Genomic DNA, 20,705 nt, shown 5'->3' with positions numbered 1-20,705 from the left:
CCTCCCCCTCCCCCGTATCGTGTACGGCGACGATACGCCGAATAAATACGACGTATTCCGTCGAAGCGCGCCGAAACGCGTCGATCCGATCCCGACCGCGACCGGTTCGGGGCCGCGAGTCGCGAGCGAGCCCGACCGCGGTACGCTGTGAGACACAGACGGCAACAGCTTTCGAGGTGGAGCCACAGGCTGGGAACGATGGCCACCGAGACGGACGGCGATGATCGTGTCTACTACGTGATCAGCGATCTCCACATCGGCGGCGACGAACAGCTCGAGGACGTCGAGTTTCTCCCCGAGTTGCGCTCCTTCCTCGAGCGACTGGAACGGACCGACGAGAACGCGGAGTTGATCATCAACGGCGACGCGTTCGGGCTCTGGGAGTTCACGACGGTCGAGGGACTCGAGAAGTTCGAGGTCCTGGAGGAGACGTATCCGGAGCTGTTCGAGCAACTGCGAGCGACGGGGGAAAACGTCCCCATCACGCTGCTGCCGGGCAATCACGACCACGAACTCGCGGCGTACGACGAGTACGTCGATCGCTTCGCGCAGTACAACGTGGACCTCGTCCAGGACCAGTCGATCACTCGAGCGGTAGGCGACCAGGCGATCCACTTCGAACACGGCCACCAGCAGGACGCCAACAACCGGATCGAGGACTGGGGGAATCCCTACGCGACGCCGCTGGGCTACTACTACAACACGCTCGTGACGAGCCGGGCGGGCCAGCTCTCCGATCGCGGCCGGTACAACTGGCTCAAGGACGTGCAGGCGGTCACTCCGACCGAGCGAATGCCGATCTGGCTCCTCTCGAAGTACTTCTACCGGGAGATGAATCCGCTGATACGCTACTCGCTGGTGCCGTTCCTGTTGCTCTTCAATATCAGCGCCGTCCTCGCGGTGCTGGCGGGGCTGCATCTGACGGGGATCTGGTCGCTACCGGTCACCCAGACGGAGGCGTTCCTCGGGCAGTTCGGCAGGGCCGGCACCGCGGCCTGGTTCCTCCTCACGCTCAACGTCGCCGTCGCCGGGCTGCTCTTGCTCGTGGGGATTCCGCTGTACTTCATCCGCCGGGACATCAGGAAGACGATCAATCGGTTCGGCGTCTTCGAGACCGAGCTCACCGTCGATCCGGTCGCGTCCTACGAGGAGCGCGCTCGCGAGGTCTTCGCGGCGGAGCCGGGGACGACGATCTTCTGCTTCGGGCACACCCACCGTCCGATGCTGAAGGAGGTCGACGGCGGCGTGCTGGTCAACACGGGCACGTGGCTCAAGCGCCTCCACCGCCGCGACGGCGTCATCGGCATCCTCCCGCCGGTGTTCTACCCGTCGTACCAGCTGGCCGCCGTTCGCATCGCTCCCGAGTCGGCGACCGAGACCGAGACCGAGACCGCGTCCGATGCAGCCGGCGTCGCCGTCGAGTTCGAACGCTTCACGAAACCGAGCCCCGCGACGGAGGAACTGACGCGCACCGAGCGGTTCTTCACGGTCGGCCGCGAGCCCGTCCCCGATCTGCCGGATCGCCACGTCGTCGAGGACCCCGAGCCGGAGACGGTCCCCGCGCCGGAGACGAGCGCGACCGATTGAACCGACGCGGATCGACGCCGCGACCGAGTCGCGAATCGAACCCCTTACCCCCGACGCGCCGGAACCCGCCCGTATGACTGCCGTAGTCGACGCGACGGACCTCGAGAAGACCTACGGCGAGACGACGGCGCTGTCGGGGGCGTCGCTGTCCGTCGAGGGCGGCGAGGTCTTCGCGCTGATCGGTCCGAACGGGGCCGGGAAGACGACGCTCGTGCGCGCGCTGACGGGAACGACCGAGCCCGACGCCGGCACGGCACGCGTGCTCGGCGAGTCGCCGGCGGCGATCGACCGGGACCGACTCGGCGTCCTCCCGCAGGACTTCTCGCCGCCGGATCGGCTGAACGCCCGCGAGCTCGTCGCGTACTACGCGGGGCTGTACGACGACCCCCGCGATCCCGACGCCGTCCTCGCCGACGTCGGCCTCGCGGACGCCGGCGACACCTGGTACGAGGACCTCTCTGGCGGCCAACAGCGTCGGGTCTGCGTCGGCGCGACGCTGGTCAACGACCCCGACGTCCTCTTTCTGGACGAGCCGACGACCGGCATCGACCCCGCCGGCCGACGCACCGTCTGGCGCCTGATCGAGGACCTCGCGGCCGGCGGAACGACCGTCGTCCTGACGACCCACGACATGGCCGAGGCCGAGCGGCTGGCCGACCGCGTCGGGCTGCTCGCCGACGGCTCGCTCGTCGCCCGCGGCACCCCCGCGGCGCTCGTCGCCGAACACGGCGGCTCGAGTCGCCTCACGATCGAGACGGCGGCCGATCCGACCGCCTTCGACGACCTCGAGTACCCGGTCGAACGGCCGGCGCGCGCTCGCGGCCCCAGCGGGACCCGAACGGCGGACGGCGCGCTCGTCGTCCGCGACATCGACCCCGCCGCGATCGGGACCGTCGTCGACTACCTCGAGGACCGCGGCCTCGAGTACTCCGGGCTGACGTGGGCCGAACCCGACCTCGAGGACGTCTACCTCGCGCTGGCCGACGAGACGGAACGCGATCGGACCGGCCGGTCCGGCGGGAAACCGGACGGCGACGCCGACGACCTCGCTCAAGCGGGTGAGACGGCGTGACTCGAGTCGGTCGCGTCCGCGCGGCGACGGGCGCGGGCTGGCGGTCGTTCGTCCGCCGTCGGACGGCGGTCTTCTTCACGTTCTTCTTCCCGGTGATCCTGATCGCCATCTTCGGCGCGCTCGTCCAGACCGATCCGACCGGCGGCGGGCTGTTCACGGAGCCAGCGGCCTACTACGTGCCGGGCTATCTCGCTGTCGTCGTCCTCTTCACGCCGCTGTCGCGGATGGGCAGCGAGGTGGCGCGCCACCGCGAGGGCAACCGCTTCGAGAAGCTGGCGACGACGCCGCTGACCCGCGCGGAGTGGCTGCTCGCCCAGACCGTCGTCAACGCCGCGATCATCGGTCTCGCGAGCCTGCTGATCCTCGCGCTGGTGGTCGTCATGACGGGCGCCGAGATCGCGTTCTCGCCGCTGTTGGTCCCCTACGTCCTCGTCGGCGTCGTCGCCTTCTGCGGCGTCGGCGCGATGCTTGGCAGCTACACCGACTCCCAGGACGGCGCCGTCGCCGCCAGCAACGCCATCGGTCTCCCGCTGCTCTTCCTCTCGGAGACGTTCGTCTCGCTCGAGCAACTGCCCGGCTGGTTCGAGCCGCTGGTGAACCTCTCGCCGCTGACCTACTTCGCTCGCGGCGTCCGGGCGGCGACCTACCCCGAGGCGGACGTCGCCGGAATCGCCGGCGTCGATCCGGCGCTGTCGAACCTCGCCGTGCTGACGGTCGTCGCCGTCGTCGCGTTCGCGCTCGGCGCGCGGTCGATCCCGCGGACGGACTGAGACCGAGGCCGGCGGTTCCGCCCCTCGGTCCCGCGGTTCGCTCCGTTTCTCACGCGTCTGCGGCCGCGGCCGCGATCAGCGCCGACCCGACCAGCCCCGCGAGTCCCGCGCCGACGAACGCCGGCGTGTACGTCCCCGCGAGATCGTACGCGAGGCCGGCGATCCACGGCGCGAGCAGCCCCGAGACGGCGAACGAAAGCGAGACGAGTCCGAAGATCGCGTTCGGGTTCGCCGACCCGAAGAGATCGACCGTGAGCGGGGAGAGCAACGCGCCGTTGCCGCCGTAGGCGACGCCGAAGACGACGGCGACGGCGTACAGGCCGACCGCGGACCCGGCGAACGGGAGCCCCAGGGTCGAGAGGCCCATGACGGCCGAACACGCGACGAACGTCCGGACGCGGCCCAGCCGATCGGCGAGTCCGCCGATCCCGATCCGTGCGATGGCAGTGGTCGCCCCGACGACGGCGATGGCGATCGCGCCCGTTCCGTCGCCGAGGCCGGCGTCGCTCGCGTAGGCGACGACGTGAACGAGCACGACGTACAGCGTCGCGTAAGTGAGTACCCAGCCCGCGAACAGCAACAGGAACGGTCGAGAGAGCGCGACTGCGGAGAGTTCGCGTCGGTACGTCGCCCAGTCGGGCGGCTCGCGATTCGCCACCCCGTCGGGAAATTCCCGCTCGACGTCGACGGGCGCGTCGCTCGAGGCCGGATCGTCGGCGAACAGCGGCGCCACGGCGGCGACGGCGGCGGCCGCGGCGAGGACGAGCGCGAGGATCGCGACCCGCCACCCTATCGCGGCCACGAGCGCGCTCGCGGCGGGCGCCGTCGCGACCATCCCGATCCCGAGTCCGGCGGTCGCGATCCCGGTCGCGAGGCCCCGGCGGCGGTCGAACCACCGCGGGACGGTCGCGTACGAGACGACGTAGATCGCGCCGAGCCCGATCGCCGTACAGACGCCGTAGGCGACGAGGAGGCCGGCGTAGCCGTTCGCGCGACTCGTCCAGACGCCGCCGATCGCGAGGACGACCGCGCCGGCGCTCAGCAGCCGTCGCACGCCGAACCGGTCCGCGAGGACGCCCAGCAGCGCCGCGGCGACGTAGATCACGACCGTCTGCAGGGAGAAGATAACGGAGACGCCCGACCGCGAGAGGCCGAGGTCCCGCTGGATCGGCTCGAGGAAGACGCCGAACGCGTAGGAGAGCCCGAAGACGACGAACGCGCCGACGAACCCGCCGGCGACGACGTACCAGCCGCGGTAGACCCCGGACTCGCTCGAGGCGGCCTCGCGGACGGCGCTTGGCCCCTCCTCGGCGGACGACCCGTCGTCGGCTCGCATTCGGTCCGAAGGCCGACGCCGTCGCACATAACGTTTATCACGGTGTTTGGTATCGTCACTCACATGTCCGGGAGATCGGAACCGGCGGCACGTGGGACCGTCATCGAGCGAGCGGGGGAGGCGATCGCGGACGTCGTCGAACGGTGGATGCCCAGTCCGTTCCTGTTCGCGATCATCCTGTCGTACGTCGTCTTCGTCGTCGGTATGATCGTCGAGGGACAGGGACCGACGGAGATGGTGGGCTTCTGGTACGACGGGTTCTGGGCGTTCCTCGAGTTCGCGATGCAGATGGTGTTGATCATCATGACCGGGTTCGTAATCGCGTACCATCCGCGGGTCAACGACGCGCTCCAGTGGCTGGCGACGCTGCCGAACAGCGGTCGGCAGGCGGTCGTCCTCGTCGGCGTCGTTTCGATGACGCTGGCCTGGATCCACTGGGGACTCAGCCTCGTGGTCGGCGCCATCTTCGCTCGAGAGATGGGGAAGGCCGCGTATCAACGGGGTATCGACGTCCACTACCCGCTGCTCTGCGTGGCCGGCTACATGGGACTCGGGCTCACGTGGCACTGGGGGCTGTCCGGCTCGGCGCCGCTCCTGCTGGCGACGCCGGGCAACGAGTTCATCGAACTCGGCGTGGTCGAGGACACCGTCGGGACGTCCGCGACGGTCTTCAGCACGTACGCGCTGGCGCTCACCGCGCTGTCGATCGCCTACGCGGCGGTCGTCCTCTACCTGCTGTCGCCGTCGCCGACGCGCTCGCGGGACATCTCGGCGTACGTCTCCGAGGACGCGCTGCTCGAGCGGGGGTCGGCGGCCGAAACGACGACCGACGACGCGGACGATCTGGCGGTCGACGGGGGGACGACTGCGTCCGCGTCGGATTCGGGCGGAAGCGACGACACCGGCGACGGTCCGCTCCCGGCCGAGCGGATCGACAACAGTCGACTGCTCGGGGGCCTCATCGCGCTGACCGGCGTCGCGGTGATCGCCTGGGAGTTCTACTCGCAGGGGCTCGACGCGCTGACGCTGAACGTCCTGAACTTCGCGTTCCTGTTCGTCGGGCTGGCGATCTACACGCGCCCGATGGCCTACCGGGACCGGTTCGGCGAGGCGTCGGAGGCCGCCGCCGGCATCATCCTGCTGTTCCCCTTCTTCGCGGGCATTCAGGGGATGATGGCCGGCTCCGGCCTCGCGGAAACGATCGCCGCCGGACTGCTCGCGATCTCGACCCCCGAGACGTTCCCGGTGGTCGCCTGGATCACCGGCGCGATCGTCAACTTCTTCGTCCCCTCGGGCGGCGGCGAGTGGATCGTCCTCGGGCCGTCGGTGCTCGAGGCCGCCCACGAACTCGGTCTCGAGACCGGTCACGCGACGATCGCCTACGCCGTCGGCGACGCCCACACCAATCTGGCGAACCCGTTCTGGGCGCTCCCGCTGCTGGCGATCACGGACATCCGGGCCCGCGAGATGTTCGGGTACGCCGTCGCGATGCTGCTCGCGCTGATCCCCTTCCTGGCGATCGCGCTGTACGTGATTCCCTACTGAGCGGTATCGCCGAGCCGTCGGACGGGACTACGACGAGTCCGCGGCCCCGTCGCCCATTCGATCCGAGAAGTCCCAGCCGTACACCACCGCCGGCTCGACGGTGAGCACCACCTCGTCGCGTTCGTCCCGCAACAGCTCCCGAGCCAGTCCCGACTCCGTGTCGTCGAGGTACCGCTCGAGGAGCGTTCGGAGCGTCTCCTTCTCGGGATCGGGCTCGATCGACGCGGTGCCGCGGCCCCTGACGCCGGCGTACGGCGGGTCGTTCGTCGACACTTCGAACGCGACCTCGGGATCGGCCTCGAGAAACGAGACGACGTCGGCGGACGCCGACGTGGCACACTGGAGTCGCCAGCCGTCGCGGTCGCTCGAGTCGGCTCCCGCGTCCGTCTCCTCGAGACGATACCACAGCGAGCACATCCAGAGGTGGTCGGCGGGCGTTCGACAGGAGAGGCGAACCGGAACCGTCGACTCCTCGAGAAACGACGCGATCGCCGTCGGCGAGAGGCTTCCGCGGATCTGCATACGGTCCGTCCGACCGCCACGACCAAAATACTGACACGGAGGTCGGGAACCCGACGGGAGGCTCAGAACAGCGGGGCGAACACCATCGCGAACTCGTAGCCGAAGATGTGGTTGAGCATCAGATTGGTGACGACCCCGAGCACGAGACTCAGGATCCACGCGCCGGCGGCGATACGGCCGATCCGCGCGTGGGCCGTCTGGCGCAGTTCCGCGGGCGTGTGCGTCAGGCCGAGGATCAGCGCGTACAGGACGACCGGGACCGAGACGATCGAGAGGAGGATGTGGATCGCGAGCATGATCAGATAGCCGTATCTGATCAGTTGCGGCCCCACGAACTCCTTCGTCCCGCCGCCGCCGACCTTGAGGAGGTACATGACCAGAAACAGCAGGATCAGCGCGAACCCGGTGATCATCGCGAGTCGGTGTTTCTCGGTCTCGCCGGCCCGGATCCAGTACCACCCCGCGGCCAGGACCACCGTCGCGATCGCGTTGTTGACCGCGATCAGGTCCGTGAGCAGGTTCACCTGCTCGAGGCTGAGGTCGGGATAGATCGGGACGTCGAGGACGAAGGTCCCGATGACGAGCGCGTAGCCGACGATCGTCAGGAAGATCGTGGCGCCGATCGGCCGTTCTCGAAGCCGTCGTCTCGCGTCGGCGGTTGCCATTGTCGACGGTTGGGAGCAATCCCGTATCTGTCTTGCCATTCCGGAACGCGGTCTGCGGCGACGCCGACCGTGGAGGAGCGCGCTAGCGACGGTACGGCAGGCGGTTCAGTCGCTCGCGGACGAGCGGCCGCAGTTCGAAGAGATAGCGTTCGGTCTCCGCGTCTCGTCCGTCCTCGTCGGTCCCGCGGTGGGTGTACACGACCTGCTCGACGGTCACGTCCGCGGGGAGCTCCCCCGCGATGACGACGGCGTCGAGCGCCCGACCGGGGCCGATCTCGGTCGCGGAGACGCTCCATCGTTCCGGCAGCCGATCCGCGTGCGGCGACGCGATGTTCGACCCCTGGTAGAGGAAGCCGTCGTCGCCGATGAAGCTCGCGTTCGCCGCTCCGTCCCAGGCGATCGCCGTCGACCCCGTGTTCCGGACGCGGAAGAACGCGACCGTCCGGTCGGTCGCCGCCGGGACGCCGTCGACGAGACGCTCGAGGGAGACGCGCTGGACGAGCCCCGAGAGCGTCAGGCGGAGGCGCTCGCCGGCGACGGTCAGGGCCTCGCGTCCGGGCTCGTCGACGTCGACCGCGTCCGGATCGTACGTCGGATCGCTCGCCTCCGGGACCGTCGGCTCGGCGGATCGGGGGGCCCCGCCGCCGTCCGACTCCGGATCGGTCGGCGGCCGTTCGCCCACGAGCGCCTCGTAGGCCTCCTTGATCCGCAGAAACCGTTCTCGAGAGCCACCCTGATCGGGATGGTGTCGCTTCAGTAGCGTCCTGTAGGCTCGCCGCACCTCGCGTTCGTCGGCGGTCGGCGAGAGCCCGAGGACCTCGTAGTGGCTCTCCATCGATCCGTACTACCGCACTTCGCCGAAAAGAGTCTTTCCGTCCGACTACCCCGCCGTTCACGGCGGGGAGGATGTCACCGCCAGTTCGTTCGGCGCGACCGTCCGGAACAGCACCGGCTACTCGATCCGATCGTCCGTCTCCTCGAGCGTTATCGATCCGTCCGCCTCGACGGTGACCCGGTAGCCGCAGAACGGAAACGAGACCTCGCCGCCGGCGCGGGGCGTCCCGTTCGATCGCGGTTCGAAGAGCGAATTCAGCGCCTCCGGATCGACGACGTCGTGGAGCGATGCGTACGTCGGCGGCCGGAGCTCCTCGGGCGGGATCCCCTCGGCCTCGGCGACGGCCTCGATGACTGTCCGGCTTGGCGACCTCCGACACGAGGTGTCGACGCTATCGCCGTCCCCCTCCGTCATAGTACTACCCTACCGAATCCGGTGGAATAAAACTGTCCTTCTCACTCTCAATCTCGGCGAAAACTCGGCCGTCAGCCTTCGATATCGAAGGTTCTCGGCGCTCGTCGTTCGACGGCGGAGTTTCGAGCGCTCCCGGAAGCACCGTTTCGGCAGCGAGAACTAGTGAGACGATTACACCGGGTGAACCGGCGCTTACCGGATATGGATCGCGGGCTTGCCCGGCCGCGCGGTCCCCGCCAGTTCGTCACCGTCGCTCGCCTGGCGAACGGTGACGTCGGCGTCGAACTCGTCGGTGACCAGCCAGGCGCTCCGCTCGAGGATCGCCCGTTCCGACGCGGCGTCGGAGACCGCCTCGAGATCCGTGTGATCGCCGCGCTCGAGCAGGTCGGCGACGAACGGGGCGACGGTCTCGCGGTCGACCGCGAGCCCGGCCTCGAGGACGCGGTCGACGAGCGAATCGGTGTCGGCCGTCTCGATCGAGTCGTCGACGTCGTCGCGGAGCAGCCGTATCGTCTCGTACTTCCAGTCCTGGGCGACGACGAGATCGATCCGTTCGGGGTCGTCGATCGCCGCGGTGTCGACGATGTCCCGGACGTCGGCGAGCGTCGTCTCGACCAGCCGGCGCTCGCGGCGATAGTCCGCGACGTCGTTCTCGGGGGTCGGCCAGTCGGCCTCGACGACCAGTCCCTCGCCGCGGAGCTTGTTCCAGCACTCCTCGCCGAGGTGGGGCGCCATCGGCGCGATCAACGCCGAAAGCGTCAGCAGTCCTCGCCGATAGACCTCGCCGTGGGGTCGGTCGTACGCCCGGTAGCGCCGGAGGAGTTGCGCCAGTTCCCGGATCTCGGTGGCGGCCCGGTGGAAGCGGAACCGCTCGTACTCGTCGGTGACCGCGACGATCGTGCGGTCGATCTCGCGCGCGAGGTAGCCGTCGTGGGGCCGTCGCTTGACGCGCGTGTCGCCCTCCTCGACGAACGCCGAGGCCATCCCGTAGAGGGTCTGCTGGAGCTCGTAGGCGCCGCGGACGTTGTTCGCGGTCCACTCGAAGTCCTGTTCGGGGTGGGCCGCCGAGAGGACGAACAGCCGCGTCGTCTCCGCGCCGTACTCCTGTGGCGCGACGACGTTGCCCTTCGAACTCGACATCTTCTCGCCGTCGTACAGCACCGTCCCCTGGCTCTTGAGTTCCCGAATCGGCTCGCGCCCCTCGAGCAGCCCGATATCGGCCAGCGCCTTCGTGAAGAAGCGCGTGTAGAGCAGGTGGAGAATGGCGTGTTCCTCGCCGCCGACGTAGACGTCGACCGGGAGCCACTCGTCGGCCCGCTCGGTGTCGAACGGCGCGTCCTCGAGGCCGGGCGAGAGGAAGCGCAGGAAGTACCACGAGGAGTCGACGAAGGTGTCCATCGTGTCCGTCTCCCGCTCGGCGGGCCCGCCGCAGTCGGGACAGGACGTTCGCTTCCACTCCTCGGCGGCGTCGAGCGGGTTCCCCGTCGTCCGGACGAACTCCGGGAGCTCGATGGGCAGGTCCTCGTCGGGCACCGGCACGCGGCCACAGTCGTCGCAGTGGACGATCGGGATCGGCGTCCCCCAGTAGCGCTGCCGGGAGATCAGCCAGTCGCGCAGCCGGTAGGTGACGTCCGCCTCGATCGCCGCGACCTCCTCGAGGAGTCGTTCCCGAGCGCTCTCGCTCTCGAGGCCGCTGTACTCGCCGCTGTCCTCGAGGATTCCCGAGCCCGTGTACGCGCCCGCCTCGAGGTCGACGTCGACGCTCGCGTCCTTCGGCGCGATCACGCCCTCGATCGGGAGGTCGTGCTCGAGCGCGAACGCGTGGTCGCGCTCGTTGTGCGCGGGGACGCCCATCACGGCGCCGGTGCCGACGTCCTCGAGGACGTAGCCGGCGACGTAGACCGGGAGTTCCTCGCCGGTGAGCGGATGGGTCGCGGTCGCGTCGGTCTCGACGCCCGAGAAGCCGACCTCGCTCGGATCGCGCTCGCGGACGTCCGCGACGTAGTCGGCGACGGCGTCGTCGGTTGCGGCGAGTTCGTCGGCGAGGTCGTGACCCGGCGAGACGGCGAGGTAGGTCGCGCCGTAGACCGTCTCCGGGCGGGTGCTGAAGACCTCGACGGCGTCGGTGGCGTCGGTCTCAGATCCGGAGACTTCGAACGTAATCCGGGCGCCCTCCTGTCGCCCGATCCAGTTGCGCTGGATCTCGCGAACGCCGTCGGGCCAGCCCTCGAGGTCGTCTAACCCCTCGTGGAGCTCCTCGGCGTAGTCGGTGATCGTGAAGAACCATTGATCGAGTTCGCGTCGGCCGACGGGCGTCTCGCAGCGCCAGCAGACCCGCTCCACGTCGCCGCTCGCTCCGTCCGAGGTCTCGCTGCGCTCGACCTCGCGCTCGTCTACTTGCGCCGCGGCGAGGACGGTCTCGCAGTCGGGACACCAGTTGACCGACGCCCCCTCGTACTCGACGAGGCCCTCCTCGTAGAAGCGCTTGAAGAACCACTGGTTCCACCGGTAGTAGTCGGGCTCGCAGGTGGTGATCTCCCGGGACCAGTCGTAGCCGAAGCCCATCGTCTCGAGTTCGTCGCGCATCCGGCGGATACACGCCTGCGTCCAGGACTCGGGGTCGGTCTTGCGCTCGAACGCGGCGTTTTCGGCGGGCAGGCCGAAGGCGTCCCAGCCCATCGGATGGAGCACGTCGTCGCCCTGCATCCGCCGGTAGCGCGCGTAAGCGTCGGTGATCGCGTAGTTGCGCACGTGGCCCATGTGGAGCGTCCCCGACGTATAGGGGAACATCCCCAAGACGTACGTGGGGTCGTCGGCGTCCGCGGGGAGCGCGTAGACGTCGTCGCGCTCCCAGACGTACTGCCAGAACTCCTGGACCTGCGCGTGATCGTAGTGAGTCGTCATTGTGGCGAGCAGTCCTGCCGAGTACTGGGCGTGCCGGCCATATCATTGTTCGGCCACTCGTCTCGAGGGTCGCCCCAGACTCGAGCGGTTCGACACCGTCGGACGCGTCGTTTCGCCCGGACTCCTCGCGGCTCAACGTGCGCGACTTCGATCGGGCGTCGGTCGTATCGAAAGCCCGAAACTGCCTCCGCCGCTCTGCAGTGGTGATGGGAGCGTTCGAAACGCACAGCGGACGGATCCCCGAATCGCACCGCGACATCCTCGAGAAGCGATCGTTCGGCCACATCGCGACGCTCGGCTCGGACGGCCACCCGCACAGCAGTCCCGTCTGGGTGGACCACGACGACGGCGAGGCCGTGCTGATCAACACGGTCCGCGGCCGCACCAAGGAGCGAAACGTTCGAGCGGACCCGAAGGTCTCGATCTCGATCACCGATCCCGACGACCCGTACCGTTACGTCTCCGTTCGCGGCAGCGCAACGCTCACGGAGGACGGAGCCGACGAGCACATCGACGAGCTGGCCCGCCAGTACCTCGACGTCGAGGAGTATCCGCACCACGACGAGGAGGACGACCCGCGCGTCATCGTTCGGATTCCCGCCGAGCACGTCGTCGCCCGCGGACGCGAGTACGAATAGAGAAACTGAGAAGCGACGGGACTCGAGCGGGCGCGCGGGCTGTGGGGTGAGATTAACAAAGCCCGTCGCGCCACAACGAGCGCTCGACCAATGGCTTCAGGCGACGATACGGCGCCGGCGACGCGGACGCTGCTCGTGACCCTCGCAGTCGTTCTGCTCACGTTCGCGGTCGGTCTCGCGGTCGTCGCCGACGTCGGACCAAGTCCGCTCGGCCCGGACGACGACGACTCCGCGGCGCGGTCGGCCGACGAGGCGGACGACGTCGACGTCGAGACGGCGTCGAACGACTCGAGCGCGGAGTCCTCGAGCGCTGCCGACAGCGACGACTCCGACACCGACAACGGGTCCGACGGCGATGCCGGTCCCGAATCCGACGGCGATACCGCCGCCGGACCCGCGACCGATTCCGGCGGCGAGCCCGCGACCGGTACTGATACCGAGCCCGCGACCGATTCCGGTGGCGAACCCGAGCCCGATATCGACGCCGAAGACGAGCCCGGGACTGATTCCGACGCCGAACCCGCACCCGATTCCGGCGACGAACCGGACGACACCGAACCCGAGACCGATCCCGCCGTCGACGACGAGCCGCCTGCCGAGGACGACGGCGACGTCCCCACCGGCCCGTTCGACGACGGGGAACCGTCCGATCCGTTCGACGGCGACGCGCCGGACGTCCCCGACGAGGACCCCGAAGTGCCGGAACCCGACGACAGCCCGTTCGACGACGGCGAGTTCTCGGTCGATCCGTTCGACGAGGAAGACGACGGATCGGACGAGAGCGGCCCGCCGGAGGACGCTGGACCACCGGACGACGCCGGATCGCCCGATAGCGATGGGGAGCCCGGCGGCGGTCCGCCGTAACCGACTTCGCTTTCGGTCCGTTCCTCGAGAGCGTCGTTCTCCGTCCGTTTCGCTTCCTCGAGCGTGTCACCGCTGGCCGTCGATCACCGGCCACTGCAGGCACCATCCGCTTTCAGCCGTGTCCCGCTAGCGCGCATATGAGTCCGGCATTCACCGACGACGACGTCGACAAACGGGTCGAGACGGCCGACGGCGACCCGATCGGCGTCGTCGCGATGACCGACGCGGACACGGCGTACGTCGACCTCGAGTCGGGGGCGATCGATTCGATCAAAGCGGCGCTCGACTGGGACGGCGATTCCGACGAGGTCGTCCCGATCGACGCTGACGACGTCCGAGACGTCGGATCGAACGCGCTCCGGCTCGAGCGCGACGTCTCCGCCGGCTCGGAGTCGTCGTCGGAGGGAACCGATCCCGTGATCGAGCGCGACGAGACGACCGTCCACGAGGACACCGGGTCCGAGCAGCGCGGCATGGGTCCCGAGACCGGCGAGGCGGCAGACGAGAAGACGCCGGCCGCGGGCGAGGGCCGGTCGGGGAAGGGCCTCGAGCCGGAGACGGACGAGATGACGGAGGCGGGGGCGGAGCGCCATCCCGACAGCGAGGAGAACCCGCCACAGGGCGACCGGACCGTGACCAAAGAGCGCGGCGAGGAAGAAGATCGGTAGCGTCGGTTCCCGCAGTCTCCGCCCTCCGCGTGCGGGCGCCAGGAGTATGTGTGCTACTATCACGGCATGCGTGAACCACCATCAGTGTTTTCACCGCGCTCGCCGTTCGATACCGTATGAGCCAGCAAGCGACCGAGCAGGTGTACGGCCACTACATCGGCGGCGAGTGGACTGACGGATCCGACGACACGTTCGAGAGCCGAAACCCGGCCACCGGCGAGACGCTGGCGACGTTCCAGCGCGGGACAGAGGACGACGTCGACGCCGCCCTCGAGGCCGCGGAAGACGCCTTCGAGGAGTGGCGCGAACTGTCGTATATCGACCGCGCGGAGTACCTCTGGGACATCTACCACGAGCTCCGCGATCGCCACGAGGAGCTGGGCGAAATCGTCACCAAGGAGTGCGGCAAGGAGATCTCGGAGGGGAAGGCCGACGTGACCGAAGCGTGGCACATGGTCGAGTGGGCGGCGGGCAACGCGCGCCACCCCCACGGCGACGTGGTGCCGAGCGAGATCGGCAGCAAGGACGCCTACATGCGCCGCAAACCGCGGGGCGTCGTCGGCTGTATCACGCCGTGGAACTTCCCCGTCGCGATCCCCTTCTGGCACATGGCGATCGCCCTCGTGGAGGGTAACACGGTCGTCTGGAAGCCCGCCGAGCAGACGCCGTGGTGCGGCCAGATCATCGCCGAGATGATGGACGATTCCGGGATCCCCGACGGCGTCTTCAACATGATCCAGGGCTACGGCGACGCCGGCGCGGCGATCACCGACGACGGCCGCGTCGACACGGTCCTCTTTACGGGCTCGGCGGAGGTCGGCCACGAGATCGCCGGCAAGGTCGGCAACGAGCCCGGCAAACTCGCGGCCTGCGAGATGGGCGGCAAGAACGGGATCGTCATCACCGACGAAGCGGACCTGGACATCGCCGTCCACTCGGCCGTGATGAGCTCGTTCAAGACCACCGGGCAGCGCTGCGTCTCGAGCGAACGCCTGATCGTCCACTCGGACATCTACGACGAGTTCAAGGAGCGGTTCGTCGACGTCGCCGAGAAGATCGCGGTCGGCGACCCGCTCGAGGAGGACACGTTCATGGGGCCGGCGATCGAGCCCGATCACGTCGAGAAGATCCGCCAGCACAACGAACTGGCCCGGGAGGAGGGCGCCGAGGTGCTCGTCGATCGGTTCGAACTCGGGGACGACGAGATTCCCGACGGCCACGAGGACGGCAACTGGGTCGGGCCGTTCGTCTACGAGGTCGACTACGACGACGACGACGAGCTGCGCTGTCTGCAGGAGGAGTGTTTCGGCCCCCACGTCGCCCTGCTCGAGTACGAGGGCGACATCGAACGGGGCCTCGAGATCCACAACGACACCCCCTACGGGCTGGCGGGCGCGATCATCTCCGAGGACTACCGCCAGCTCAACGCCTTCCGCGACCGGGCCGACCTCGGCCTCGCGTACGCGAACCTCCCGTGTATCGGCGCGGAGGTCCAGTTGCCCTTCGGCGGCGTCAAGAAGTCCGGCAACGGCTATCCGAGCGCGCGCGAGGCCATCGAGGCCGTCACCGAGCGCACGGCGTGGACGATGAACAACTCGAAGGACATTGAGATGGCCCAGGGGCTGTCGGCCGATATCACGACCTCCGAGGACTAGGACAGCAGTGGCGCGAGTCGAGGGAACGCGGTCTGCGGTGGCGCGCGCTATCGGGTGGCCGAACGACAGTGCGGCCAGCCGTTGATACCGTGCGAGGGATGCGCGGACGAACGGAGTGAGGGAACGTTAGCGGGGAACCGGAGGTTCCGCGAACCGGCCGAATAGCGTGGGACCGAAGATCCCGCATCCCGTGCGAATAGTGCGAGACCGGAGGTCTCGCATCCCGTACGAACGGCGCTTCGCGCCGTGAGCAGAGGACACTGCGCGCCCGTGAGCAGACGGATGCGAAGCACCCGTGAGGGGACATCGGTCGGGGTGGATGTCGAAGTCATCGTTGCCAGGAGCTGTGACTCTCGCTTACTGCGCACGTGAACGTCTGTGGAATCGCCGTCAAACCGACCGACGAAACGTGGATGAAAGCGTTCTGCTATCGTGGCAGTCGGGAATCGCCACGCCCTCCCCAACCGATTCGCTCACTCCCTGCAGTCGTTCGCTCATCCCTCGCACGCGTTCGGAGCGCGGTTCGCTATTCGCTCACCGCGCTGCAGCGTGCGCCACCGCTCACCGTTTTTCCAGTTCGAACGAGAGACCGACCGACCGTCTCGAGTATCGCGGGATGACTAGCCGTCTCGAGTACCGCGGGATGACCGGACTGCGACCGTGACCGCGATCGTCGAGATCGCCTCGACTCGAGCCCGTCCGCGCGAGCGGGTGTCAACGCGAGAATTGGAGTTGGCTGCGAGGTAGCGAACCGCTTATCCGGCCAGTCATAGAATCGTCCGCACACATGAAAGCAGTCGTTCTCGCGGCGGGCCAGGGTACCCGCATTCGACCCCTCTCGGATTCGGTCCCGAAACCGATGCTGCCGGTGGCCGACCGGCCGCTCGTGGCCCACACGATCGATACGGCGATCGACGCCGGCGCCGACGAGATCGTCCTCGTGATCGGGTACGAGGCCGAGACCGTCCGAGACTACTTCGGCGAGGAATACCGCGATACGCCGATCTCCTACGCCGTCCAGACCGAACAGGCCGGGACGGCCCACGCCGTCAACACCGCTCGAGAGCACATCGACGGCCCCTTCGCCGTCCTGAACGGCGACAACCTCTACGACCCGGCGGCGATCGACCGGCTCTTCGATCGCTGTCCGGCCGTCTGCGCGATCGCCGTCGACGACCCGCGCAACTACGGCGTGCTCAGCACCGACGGCGATTCGGTCACCGGCATCGTCGAGAAGCCGTCGGAGCCGCCGACGAACCTCGCCAACGCCGGCGCCTACGCGTTCCCCGAACGGGCCCGCGAGTGGCTCGAGGTGCCTGCGAGCGAGCGCGGCGAGCACGAGATCACCGACGTGCTGGCGAGCGTGATCGAGGAGTTCGACGTGACGCCCGTCACGCTCGATCGGTGGCTCGACGTCGGCCGGCCCTGGGAACTGCTCGAGGCCAACGAGTGGAAGATCGCCGACCTCGACCGCCGCATCGACGGTCGGGTCAGTGACGACGCCCACCTCGAGGGCGACGTGGTCGTCGAGGAGGGCGCAGAGGTGGAACCGGGCGTCGTCGTCGAGGGGCCGGCACTGATCCGCTCGGGCGCCGAGGTCGGCCCGAACGCCTACGTCCGCGGCGCGACGCTGATCGGCGAGGACGCGGAGATCGGCCACGCCGTCGAGGTCAAGAACAGCGTCGTCTCCCGCGGGACGTCGGTGAGCCACCTCTCGTACGTCGGCGACAGCGTCCTCGGGCGCGACGTCAACTTCGGCGCCGGGACGAACGTCGCGAACCTCCGCCACGACGACGCGGACATCGACTTCACCGTCAAGGGCGAGCGCGTCTCGACGGGCCGGCGCAAGTTCGGCGTCGTCGCGGGCGACGGCGTCAAGACCGGCATCAACTCGAGTCTCTCGCCCGGGCTGAAACTCACGACGGGCGCAACGACGCGTCCCGGCGAGAGCGTCGATCGGGACCGGTAGCGCGCTCACGCCCCCGCCAGTACCGGTATCAGTCGACGGAAGCGACCGTCCGTCCGCTCGCCGACGAAACCCCGAGGGTTTACGGTGGACGGCGTCGCCTCCGGTACTAGATGCCGACACATCGACGTATGCGATTCATCCGGGGGCAGCTCGCCTGGATGCTCGCGGCCGTGCTCGCCCTCTCGCTGCTCGGATCGTTCTCCTACGAGCTGTTCTTCGTGCTCTCGCTGATCGGCCTGCTGATCGTCACCGAGCTGACGGCGCCGTTCGCGGTCACGCCCGACTGGCGACGCCGTCTCCGGTGGCTCATCGGACTCGGCCTCGTCGGCTTCGCGGTCGTCGTCGTCCGCCGAATCCTCGAGATCCTGCCGCCGGAGGTGTTGCCGTGGTAGCGATCGCCGACGACGGCTCGCCGCTCGGCCGAGCGCGGCCGCCGGGATCGCGGTCGCGGGCCACAGCGGAGGTGAGCCGATGACGTTCCGCGAGTGGCTCCGCGACGGCGGGGGGCTCGACTGGCCCCGCGTGCTGCTCGTCGCGCTGTCGGCCACTGTTCTCATCGCACTGCTCGTCGCCGCCGCGACCTCGTCGGCGGCGTTCGGACCGTACAACCCGTCCTGGGACGGCACGTCCGAGCTCCGAGAGCAGGTCGCGTCGGAGCCGGGCGTCGAGAGCGAACTGGTGCGAGACACGGCTCGGTACGACGACTACGAGCCCAACGAGACGGTCGCGTTCGTCGTCGCCCCCGACGAGACGTACGGGGACGAGGACGTGGAACGGATCCGACGGTTCGTCGACAACGGCGGGACGCTCGTCGTCCTCGAGAACTTCGGGACGAGCGGGAACCGGCTGCTGGCCGACGTCGGCGTCGAGACGCGGACCGACGGCGCCGTGCTCCGGGACGAGCAGGAGTACTACCGCGGCCCGACGATGCCGATCGCGACCGGCGTCGAGAACCACACCTACACCGAGGGAATCGATCAGTTGACGCTCAACTACGCCTCCGCGCTCGAGACGGACGAGGAGGAGGCGACCGTGCTCGTCCGGACCAGCGAGTACGCCTATCGCGACGTCGATGACGACGGCGAACTCGACGACAACGAGACGCTCGATACCTACCCCGTCGCGGCGGCCGAGAACGTCTCGGACGGACGGGTCGTCGTCGTCGGCGATCCGAGCATCGCTATCAACGCGATGATCGACGAGCCCGACAACGCGGCGTTCCTCCGGGGCGTGTCCGCCGACGCCGACCACGTGCTGATCGACCTCTCCCACTCCGAGGACCTCCCGCCGTTGACCAGCGCGGTCCTGACGGTCCGCGAACTGCCGCTGTTGCAGGTCCTCCTCGGCGCCACGGGGATCGTCGGTATCGCGGCCCTGTCGCGCCGGCCCCTCCGGCCGTCGCTCGAGCGCGTCCGGAGGCGGCTCTCGCGCCGGGACGGTCCGGCCGACGCGTCGATCGTCGGCCCGTCGATGGACGACGCCGACGAGCGCCGAGCGGCCGCGCTGCGCGAGCGCCATCCCGACTGGGACGAGGATCGCGTACAGCGAGTGATAGCAGCGCTTAACCGTGATGACACGGAACTGGACGATCAATGAGCGGTGACGACCCCGTCGATGGCAGATCCATGGCTGGCCGCGATATCGAGCGTATCTCCGACGCTGTCCGCGAGGAAATGGGCCGCGTCCTGATCGGTAACGAATCGGCGATCGAACACCTCACGATCGCGCTGTTCACGCGGGGCCACGTCCTGCTTGAGGGCGTTCCCGGCGTCGCGAAGACGACGCTCGCGAACCTGTTCGCCCGCGTGACCGGCCTCGAGTACAACCGCATTCAGATGACGCCCGACATCCTGCCGGCGGACATCACGGGGACCCACGTCTACCGGGAGTCCCAGGGCACGTTCGAACTCCAGCGAGGACCGATCTTCGCCAACATGGTCGTCGCCGACGAGATCAACCGCGCGACGCCGAAGACCCAGTCGGCGCTGCTCGAGGCGATGCAGGAACGTCGCGTGACGATCGAGGGCGAGACGCTGACCCTGCCGCGGCCCTTCATCGTCGTCGCGACGCAGAACCCGATCGAGATGGAGGGCGTCTTCGAGCTCCCGGAGGCCCAGCGCGACCGCTTCCAGTTCAAACTCACCGTCGACCTCCCCGGTCGGACGGACGAACGCGAGCTGCTCGAGCGGTTCGACGCCGACCCCGATCTCGGCCCCGACGCCGTCGAGCAGGTCGTCGAGGTATCCGACCTCCTCGCGGCGCGAGAGGCCGTCTCCAAGATCCACGTTGCGGGGCCGATCAAGGAGTACGTCCTCGATCTGGTCGCGGCGACCCGTGACCATCCCGACGTCACCCACGGCGCCTCGCCTCGAGCGTCGCTGGCGTTTCTCGACGGCGCGAAGGCGCGGGCCGCGATCCACGGCCGCGAGTACGTCATCCCCGACGACGTGAAGGCCCTGACCGAATCCATTCTGGCCCACCGGCTCGTGTTGAGCACCGACGCCGACCTGAGCGACGTGGAACCCGCCGACGTCGTCGCGGACGTCGTCGACTCGGTCACACCGCCGGGCGCGGAGGCCATCGAGCTTCAGCCGGTGAGCGACGGCGGGATGACTCGAGAGTAGGCGAGAGTAAGCGGTCACGGACGCTGACTCGAGACAGTGCTGCGACCCCTCGTTCGGCTGTCAGTACAGCAGTGCGTCTGAGAGTGTTACATCGTATACCTGTTACGCCAGCCCACTCATTACGCCGGTACGCTAAGTACGAAATTGAGTATCGACGATTTCGAATCCGGAGACCTCCCACAGGGACCGAGCGTTCCGGAGCAGGTAGTCACGTTTCTGTACGGACAGCGGGACAAAGCGTTCACTCGCTCGGAGCTCGCTACCGCCATCGACGAAGACCCGAACACCGTTGGAACGGCCCTTTCGCGATTGAAAGAGCGCGACCTCGTGCGACATAAGGGCGAGTACTGGGCGATTACGAAGGATCGCGATCGCGTCGCTGCCGCGTACGATCTCCACGCGACCACTGATCGACTCGACGAATCGGACGGTGGCAGCGATCCCGACAGGTGGGACGCGGCCGCCCCCGATACGCCGCATCCGAGCGAACGAGAAGCCGGCGAGGAGCGATGAGCGATGCAGCCCGAACGGGGTGACGTCGTCCGGAGCCAGCATTCGGTCAAACTCGGCAGCGATAGCAAGGGCGAGTGACCGACTCGTATACCGACCGCGTCGTCGGCGAACTCGAGACGTCCCT

The 20,705-nt window shown here is 68.5% G+C and carries 19 protein-coding genes; 13 read left to right on the top strand and 6 right to left on the bottom strand.

From position 1 onward, the window contains the following. Window positions 1-198: 198 nt before the first annotated feature. The 3 genes from WD430_RS01505 to WD430_RS01495 all read left to right on the top strand — a co-directional run bounded on the left by WD430_RS01505 (window position 199) and on the right by WD430_RS01495 (window position 3,429). Window positions 199-1,587: a metallophosphoesterase gene (locus WD430_RS01505; RefSeq protein WP_339104270.1), complete on the top strand. Its 1,389-nt coding sequence runs from the start codon at window positions 199-201 to the stop codon at window positions 1,585-1,587. A 73-nt stretch (window positions 1,588-1,660) separates the two neighbouring features. Beyond that, on the top strand, window positions 1,661-2,659 hold the full coding sequence (locus tag WD430_RS01500) for an ABC transporter ATP-binding protein (protein ID WP_339104269.1): 999 nt from the start codon (window positions 1,661-1,663) through the stop codon (window positions 2,657-2,659). After that, a complete protein-coding gene (locus tag WD430_RS01495) occupies window positions 2,656-3,429 on the top strand; it encodes an ABC transporter permease (protein WP_339104268.1) in 774 nt (257 codons plus the stop codon). The genes WD430_RS01500 and WD430_RS01495 overlap by 4 nt, the downstream gene beginning before the upstream one ends. Window positions 3,430-3,478: 49 nt before the next feature. Here the strand turns inward: WD430_RS01495 and WD430_RS01490 are convergent, their stop codons facing one another. Further along, window positions 3,479-4,765, bottom strand: a complete 1,287-nt coding sequence (locus WD430_RS01490; protein WP_339104267.1) for an MFS transporter — start codon at window positions 4,763-4,765, stop codon at window positions 3,479-3,481. Window positions 4,766-4,828: 63 nt separating this feature from the next. On the opposite strand from WD430_RS01490, the gene WD430_RS01485 reads away from it, so the two are divergent. Next, window positions 4,829-6,310, top strand: coding sequence for a TIGR00366 family protein (locus tag WD430_RS01485; RefSeq protein ID WP_339104266.1), 1,482 nt, complete (start codon window positions 4,829-4,831; stop codon window positions 6,308-6,310). Window positions 6,311-6,337: 27 nt separating this feature from the next. Here the strand turns inward: WD430_RS01485 and WD430_RS01480 are convergent, their stop codons facing one another. From WD430_RS01480 to leuS, 5 genes are all read right to left on the bottom strand, one after another. Beyond that, a complete protein-coding gene (locus WD430_RS01480) occupies window positions 6,338-6,832 on the bottom strand; it encodes a pyridoxamine 5'-phosphate oxidase family protein (protein ID WP_339104265.1) in 495 nt (164 codons plus the stop codon). A gap of 62 nt (window positions 6,833-6,894) precedes the next feature. Beyond that, complete coding sequence (locus WD430_RS01475) at window positions 6,895-7,497, bottom strand: DUF420 domain-containing protein (RefSeq protein ID WP_339104264.1); 603 nt, start codon at window positions 7,495-7,497, stop codon at window positions 6,895-6,897. A gap of 82 nt (window positions 7,498-7,579) precedes the next feature. Continuing rightward, window positions 7,580-8,332: a J domain-containing protein gene (locus WD430_RS01470; RefSeq protein WP_339104263.1), complete on the bottom strand. Its 753-nt coding sequence runs from the start codon at window positions 8,330-8,332 to the stop codon at window positions 7,580-7,582. A 117-nt stretch (window positions 8,333-8,449) separates the two neighbouring features. After that, entirely contained in the window at window positions 8,450-8,746 is a 297-nt protein-coding gene (locus WD430_RS01465; RefSeq protein ID WP_339104262.1) for a HalOD1 output domain-containing protein, read from the bottom strand. Window positions 8,747-8,938: 192 nt separating this feature from the next. After that, window positions 8,939-11,650 (bottom strand): leucine--tRNA ligase, encoded by a 2,712-nt coding sequence (gene leuS, locus WD430_RS01460; protein ID WP_339104261.1) that lies wholly within the window; start codon window positions 11,648-11,650, stop codon window positions 8,939-8,941. Between the two features lie 206 nt (window positions 11,651-11,856). On the opposite strand from leuS, the gene WD430_RS01455 reads away from it, so the two are divergent. The 9 genes from WD430_RS01455 (at window position 11,857) to WD430_RS01415 (ending at window position 20,581) form a co-directional block, all read left to right on the top strand. Next, window positions 11,857-12,288: a PPOX class F420-dependent oxidoreductase gene (locus tag WD430_RS01455; protein ID WP_339104260.1), complete on the top strand. Its 432-nt coding sequence runs from the start codon at window positions 11,857-11,859 to the stop codon at window positions 12,286-12,288. 90 nt (window positions 12,289-12,378) lie between these two features. Beyond that, window positions 12,379-13,152: a hypothetical protein gene (locus WD430_RS01450; RefSeq protein ID WP_339104259.1), complete on the top strand. Its 774-nt coding sequence runs from the start codon at window positions 12,379-12,381 to the stop codon at window positions 13,150-13,152. A 137-nt stretch (window positions 13,153-13,289) separates the two neighbouring features. After that, window positions 13,290-13,820 carry a hypothetical protein gene (locus WD430_RS01445; protein WP_339104258.1) on the top strand — a complete coding sequence of 177 codons (531 nt, stop codon included), beginning with the start codon at window positions 13,290-13,292 and terminating at the stop codon, window positions 13,818-13,820. Window positions 13,821-13,936: 116 nt separating this feature from the next. Further along, complete coding sequence (locus WD430_RS01440) at window positions 13,937-15,475, top strand: aldehyde dehydrogenase family protein (protein WP_339104257.1); 1,539 nt, start codon at window positions 13,937-13,939, stop codon at window positions 15,473-15,475. 787 nt (window positions 15,476-16,262) lie between these two features. Further along, entirely contained in the window at window positions 16,263-17,444 is a 1,182-nt protein-coding gene (gene glmU, locus WD430_RS01435) for a bifunctional sugar-1-phosphate nucleotidylyltransferase/acetyltransferase (RefSeq protein WP_339104256.1), read from the top strand. Window positions 17,445-17,572: 128 nt separating this feature from the next. Continuing rightward, a complete protein-coding gene (locus WD430_RS01430; RefSeq protein ID WP_339104255.1) occupies window positions 17,573-17,836 on the top strand; it encodes a hypothetical protein in 264 nt (87 codons plus the stop codon). 79 nt (window positions 17,837-17,915) lie between these two features. After that, entirely contained in the window at window positions 17,916-19,040 is a 1,125-nt protein-coding gene (locus tag WD430_RS01425; RefSeq protein ID WP_339104254.1) for a DUF4350 domain-containing protein, read from the top strand. After that, window positions 19,037-20,068: a MoxR family ATPase gene (locus WD430_RS01420; protein ID WP_339104253.1), complete on the top strand. Its 1,032-nt coding sequence runs from the start codon at window positions 19,037-19,039 to the stop codon at window positions 20,066-20,068. Before WD430_RS01425 ends, WD430_RS01420 begins: the two co-directional genes overlap by 4 nt. Window positions 20,069-20,212: 144 nt before the next feature. Beyond that, window positions 20,213-20,581, top strand: coding sequence for a hypothetical protein (locus WD430_RS01415; RefSeq protein ID WP_339104252.1), 369 nt, complete (start codon window positions 20,213-20,215; stop codon window positions 20,579-20,581). Window positions 20,582-20,705 lie beyond the last annotated feature (124 nt).

Origin of the sequence: Haloterrigena sp. KLK7, assembly GCF_037914945.1 — an archaeon.
In the GTDB taxonomy this organism is placed as follows: domain Archaea; phylum Halobacteriota; class Halobacteria; order Halobacteriales; family Natrialbaceae; genus Haloterrigena; species Haloterrigena salinisoli.
The sequence above is the reverse complement of the archived record's forward strand: the minus strand, read 5'-3'. Positions and strand labels throughout refer to the sequence as shown.